Origin of the sequence: Hydrogenophaga sp., from assembly GCF_031426985.1 — a bacterium.
Taxonomy (GTDB): Bacteria; Pseudomonadota; Gammaproteobacteria; order Burkholderiales; family Burkholderiaceae_C; genus Hydrogenophaga.
Map to the genome: position 1 here is coordinate 1 of NZ_JASJOY010000213.1, position 4,585 is coordinate 4,585.

4 protein-coding genes are annotated in these 4,585 nt (G+C 70.7%); 1 reads left to right on the plus strand and 3 read right to left on the minus strand.

What is annotated here, in order from left to right; translation table 11 throughout:
* The first annotated feature begins 126 nt into the window (after positions 1–126).
* Complete coding sequence (locus RMP09_RS21810) at positions 127–789, plus strand: Smr/MutS family protein (RefSeq protein WP_310568081.1); 663 nt, start codon at positions 127–129, stop codon at positions 787–789.
* Here the strand turns inward: RMP09_RS21810 and RMP09_RS21815 are convergent.
* From RMP09_RS21815 to RMP09_RS21825, 3 genes are all read right to left on the minus strand, one after another.
* Positions 778–1,422, minus strand: a complete 645-nt coding sequence (locus RMP09_RS21815) for a queuosine precursor transporter (protein WP_310568082.1) — start codon at positions 1,420–1,422, stop codon at positions 778–780. The genes RMP09_RS21810 and RMP09_RS21815 overlap by 12 nt on opposite strands.
* Positions 1,423–1,504: 82 nt before the next feature.
* Positions 1,505–1,912, minus strand: coding sequence for a group II truncated hemoglobin (locus RMP09_RS21820; protein WP_310568083.1), 408 nt, complete (start codon positions 1,910–1,912; stop codon positions 1,505–1,507).
* Positions 1,913–1,914: 2 nt separating this feature from the next.
* Positions 1,915–4,458, minus strand: a complete 2,544-nt coding sequence (locus RMP09_RS21825; protein WP_310568084.1) for an ABC transporter permease — start codon at positions 4,456–4,458, stop codon at positions 1,915–1,917.
* Positions 4,459–4,585 lie beyond the last annotated feature (127 nt).

A 4,585-nucleotide genomic window follows, 5' to 3' on the forward strand; every position in this document is an offset into this window, starting at 1 on the left:
AGTTCCTGCAAACCAATCAACACGATGAACGCGCTAAAAGCATACAAGGGGGCTGGGCCTGCCTTGGGGCGGCCCGGCGGCTGGCCCACCCGAGGGGATTGGGTCCTGCGCGAAAATCGCCGGGCCATGAAAGTCCGCTCGCTCGCCGAACTCAAGACGCTGCAGAAGCTGATCGCCCAGCGGGCGGCGGCCGAAGCCGCGGCGCGCGAGGCCGAGCGCCTGCGCCTGCAGCGGCTGGACCGGGAACGACGCCTGTTCGAGCTGGCCGTAGGGCCGGTCCAGCCCTTGGTCCACGTGCGGCGCGTACAGCACCCGCCCCGCGCGGTGGAACCATCCCCGCGCCAGCGCCAGCTGGACGAAGAATCGGTGATGCGCGAGGCGCTGTCGGACGCGTTCGACGTGGAAACCCTGCTGCACACCGACGAGCGGCTGAGCTTCAGCCGTCCCGGACTGGGGCCTGACGTGCTGCGCAAGCTGCGCGAAGGCCGCTGGAGCATCCAGCGACAGATCGACCTGCACGGCCTGCGCACCGACGAGGCACGCGATTCGCTGGGCCGCTTCCTGCGCGAATGCCACCAGCAGGGCTTGCGCTGCGTGCGGGTGGTGCACGGCAAGGGTCTGGGTTCGCCGGGCCGGATGCCGGTGCTCAAGGACCGGGTCCCGCGCTGGCTGGTGCAAAAAAACGAGGTGCTGGCGTTTGCCCAGGCCCGCCCTGCCCATGGCGGGGCCGGTGCCTTGCTGGTGCTGCTGCGCCAGGGTCAGGGCGGCAGCCGGTCGTCAGACGCCTGAGCGCTGCCCCGACGCGATGCTGAGCGCTAGCAGGCGGCGCACAAACAGGCGAAAAGGCACCAGCGCCAGAGCGGCCAGGCAGAGCTTGACCAGCCAGTCGGCGCTGGCCAGCGACACCCACAGCGGCGCCTCGGGCCCCCAGCCCAGCAGGGGCAGCACCTCGTTGGCCCAAGCCACATCGTTGCCCGGCTCGATCCACACCAGCGCGCCCGAGAAGGCGATGGAGAAAAACAGCAAGGTGTCGAGCGTGGAACCCACCAGCGAGGACGCCAGCGGCGCACGCCACCAGGCGCCGTTGCGCAGCCGGTCGAACAGGGTCACGTCCAGCAGTTGCGCCACCAGGAACGCGACCCCCGAGGCCAGGGCCACGCGCAAGGCGACCAGGGGACCCGCCTCGCCCACGATCTGGCTGCCCACCAGCGAGCACACCAGCCCGACCGCAAAACCGGCCAGCACGACACGGCGGGCAGCGCGCGGGCCATGCACCAGGTTGATCAGGTCGGTCACCAGAAAGGCCAGCGGGTAGGTGAAGGCACCCCAGGTCAGCCAGGGGCCGAACAAGAACTGCACCAGGATGTTGGACGCCAGCACGATGGCGCCCATGGCGAGGATGCCGGGCAGGAGATAGGTCATGGTCGGGAATGTCGGGGCACGCGGCATGCGGGGAGAGCCGCCGATTATCTGGCCGCGCGCACCGGCCCGACGACGACATCCCTCAGCTGGGCGTGTTGCGCATCCAGTCGGCGGTTTTGAAGAAGCTTTCGCGCAGGCGCGCGCGCAGGTCGTCCGGCACGCCGGTCTCGCCCATGGCCTGGTCCATGCAGGCCAGCCACTGGTCGCGCTCGACGATGCCGATCTGGAACGGCATGTGGCGCATGCGCAGGCGCGGGTGGCCGAAGCGGTCTTCGTAGTGCGAGGGGCCGCCCAGCCAGCCGCACAGGAACCAGAACAGTTTCTGGCGCGCGTCGTCCAGCGTGTTGCCGTGGCTGGCGCGCAGTTCGCGGTAGCCGGGTTCTAGGTCCATCAGGTCGTAGAAGCGGTCCACCAAGGCTCGCACGCGGGCTTCGCCGCCGATCCATTCGAACGGGGTGGCGGGTTTGGTGACGGGTTCGGAGGTGTTCATGCTCAGGTCGCGGCTTTGCGCAGGGTTTCGATCACGGGGGTGTTCAGCACGCTGCGCAGGCCCCACCAGCCCGCCGCCAGCGCCAGCACGCCGCCCGACAGGCTGCCCAGCAGCGGCACCAGCAGCGGGGGCTGCCAGCTGAACTGGAAGGCGTATTTGGCCAGACCCCAGCCGACCGCCATGGCCACCAGCGAGGCGACGAAGCCGGCCAGCAGGCCCACACCCAGCAGTTCGATGCGCTGCACATTGCGCAGCAGTTTCGACCCCGCGCCCACGGCGCGCAGCACGGCGAATTCGCGTTCGCGTTCGCCGCGCGTGGCGGTGATGGTGGCCAGCAGCACCACCAGGCCGGCGGCCAGCGCGAAGCCGAACAGGAACTCCACCGCGCGGATGACCTGGCCCAGCACGCGCTGCACCTGGGCAATGGTCTGGCTCATGTCCACGCTGGTGATGTTGGGGAATTGGCGCACCAGCGCGTTGTCGAACTGCAGGTTGCCATCGGGCGCGCGGAAAGCGCTGATGTAGGTGACCGGCACATCGCTCATCTGCGCCACCGGGAACATGACGAAGAAGTTCACGCGCATGGACGACCAGTCCACCTTGCGCAGGCTGGTGATGCGGCGCTCCACCACCTGGCCGGCGATGTCGAAGCCCAGGCGGTCGCCGAGCTGGAAGCCCAGCTCTTCGGCCAGGCCCTCCTCCACGCTCAGGCCGTCGGCTTCGTCGGGCGTCCAGCGGCCGGCCACCAGCTGGTTGTGTTCGGGCGGCTGCGCGCTGTGCGAGAGGTTGAACTCGCGCTCAACCAGGCGCTGGGCGCGGTCGCTGGCGTACTGCTCGGGCACCACAGCGCTGCCGTTGACCGTGACCAGGCGCCCCCGGATCATGGGGAACCAGTCGTACTTGGCCACCCCCGCGGCCTGCAACGCCTGCTGGAACGGCTCGGCCTGCTCGGGCTGCACATTGATGACGAAGCGGTTGGGTGCATCGGGCGGCGTGGCGTTGCGCCAGCTGGCGATCAGGTCGGTGCGCAGCAGCACCAGCAGCACCAGGGCCAGCAGGCCGACGGCGAGCGAGCTGATCTGCACCACCGCGTAGGCCGGCCGGGCCGAGAGCTGGCGCGTGGCCAGCACCAGCGCGCGCGGCGCGGTGCTTTCGTTGACGCTGGCGCGCAGCAGCTTCACGGCGCCCCAGCTGATGAGCGCGAACACCGCCACCGCCACCGCAAAACCGCCGACGGCGATGCCGCCCAGCACCAGGTCGCGGCTGGCGGCCAGCAGCAGCGCGGCAAAGCCGGCCACGCCCAGGCCCAGCACGGCCAGGGTGGCGGGCTTGAGCTGGCCGACGTCGCGGCGGATCACGCGCAGCGGCGGCACCTGCGCCAGTTGCAGCACCGGCGGCAGGCCGAAAGCCACCATCAGCGTCAGCCCCATGCCCAGGCCGAGCAGCGCGGGCCACACGCTGACGGCGGGCAGGGCCGATTCCACCAGGCCGGCCAGCAGCAGCACGAACACGTGGTGCACCGCCCAGCCCAGGGCCACGCCCAGCGCGCTGGCGGCCAGGCCGATCACCAGAAACTCGAAAGCGTAGGCCCGCGCCATGGCGCCTTGTGACAGGCCGAGCACGCGCAGCATGGCGCAATCGTCCAGGTGGCGCTGGGCGAAGCCGCGCGCGGCGATGGCCACGGCCACGGCCGACAGCAGCGCGGCCAGCAGGGCCACGAGGTTGAGGAATTTTTCGGCGCGCGCCAGCGTCTGCTGCATCTCGGGCCGGCCGCCTTCCAGCGATTCGAGCCGCAGGCCGCGCACGCCGGGCTTGTCGATTTGTGCCTGCGCCCAGTCGGCAAAGCGCTTGACCGGTGCGTCGTCGCCGGCCACGGCCAGGCGGTAGTTCAGGCGGCTGGCGGGTTGCACCAGGCCGGTGGCGGCCAGATCGGCGGCGTTGATCATCACGCGCGGCGCGAAGCTCATGAAGCCGCCGCCCCGGTCGGGCTCGACCACGATCACGCGGTCCAGCAGGAAGCTCGCGTCGCCCAGCAGCAGGGGCTGGCCGATCTTCAGGTCCAGCTGCACCAGCAGCGCCGCGTCCACCCAGGCGGTGCCGGGCGCGGGAATGGCTTGTGTGGGCGCGTCGGGCTGGTCCGGCCCCGGCGCCACGCGCAGGCTGCCGCGCAGCGGGTAACCGGGCGCCACGGCCTTGAGCGCCACCAGCTTGGCGGCGCCGCCGTCTGCGTCGCGCGCGCGGCCCATGGTCGGAAAGCCCAGGGTCTGCACCGTCTGCAGGCCCAGCGCGCGCGCCTGTTCGGCAAACGCTGGCGCCGGCGGGTTGTCGCTGCTGATGACCGCGTCGCCGCCGATGAGGGCCCGCGCGTCGCGCTGCAGGCCGTTCTGCAGCCGGTCCGCAAAAAACCCCACCGAGGTCAGCGCCGCCACCGCCAGCGTGACTGCGATCAGCAACAGCCGCAACTCGCCCGCGCGCCAGTCGCGCCAGAGCGAACGCCAGCCGAGCGACCAGAAGGAAACGGGGAGAGGTGCAGGGGCAGCGGACATGCGCGGACCTTACCGCAAGCACATCAACCGCGCGGTGCGGTGAAGAATGTGGCCCCCACGCTCCGCCGCTGACGCGGGTCGCTGCCCCCCAAGCAACTGTGTTGCGGGTCAAGTGTTTTTGATGTGC

Excerpts from the sequence above, each read along its gene's own strand:
- RMP09_RS21820 (WP_310568083.1), bottom strand. The coding sequence starts at position 1,912 with ATGAACACCTCCGAACCCGTCACCAAACCCGCCACCCCGTTCGAATGG.
- RMP09_RS21825 (WP_310568084.1), bottom strand. The coding sequence starts at position 4,458 with ATGTCCGCTGCCCCTGCACCTCTCCCCGTTTCCTTCTGGTCGCTCGGC.
- RMP09_RS21815 (WP_310568082.1), bottom strand. The coding sequence starts at position 1,422 with ATGACCTATCTCCTGCCCGGCATCCTCGCCATGGGCGCCATCGTGCTG.
- RMP09_RS21810 (WP_310568081.1), top strand. The coding sequence starts at position 127 with ATGAAAGTCCGCTCGCTCGCCGAACTCAAGACGCTGCAGAAGCTGATC.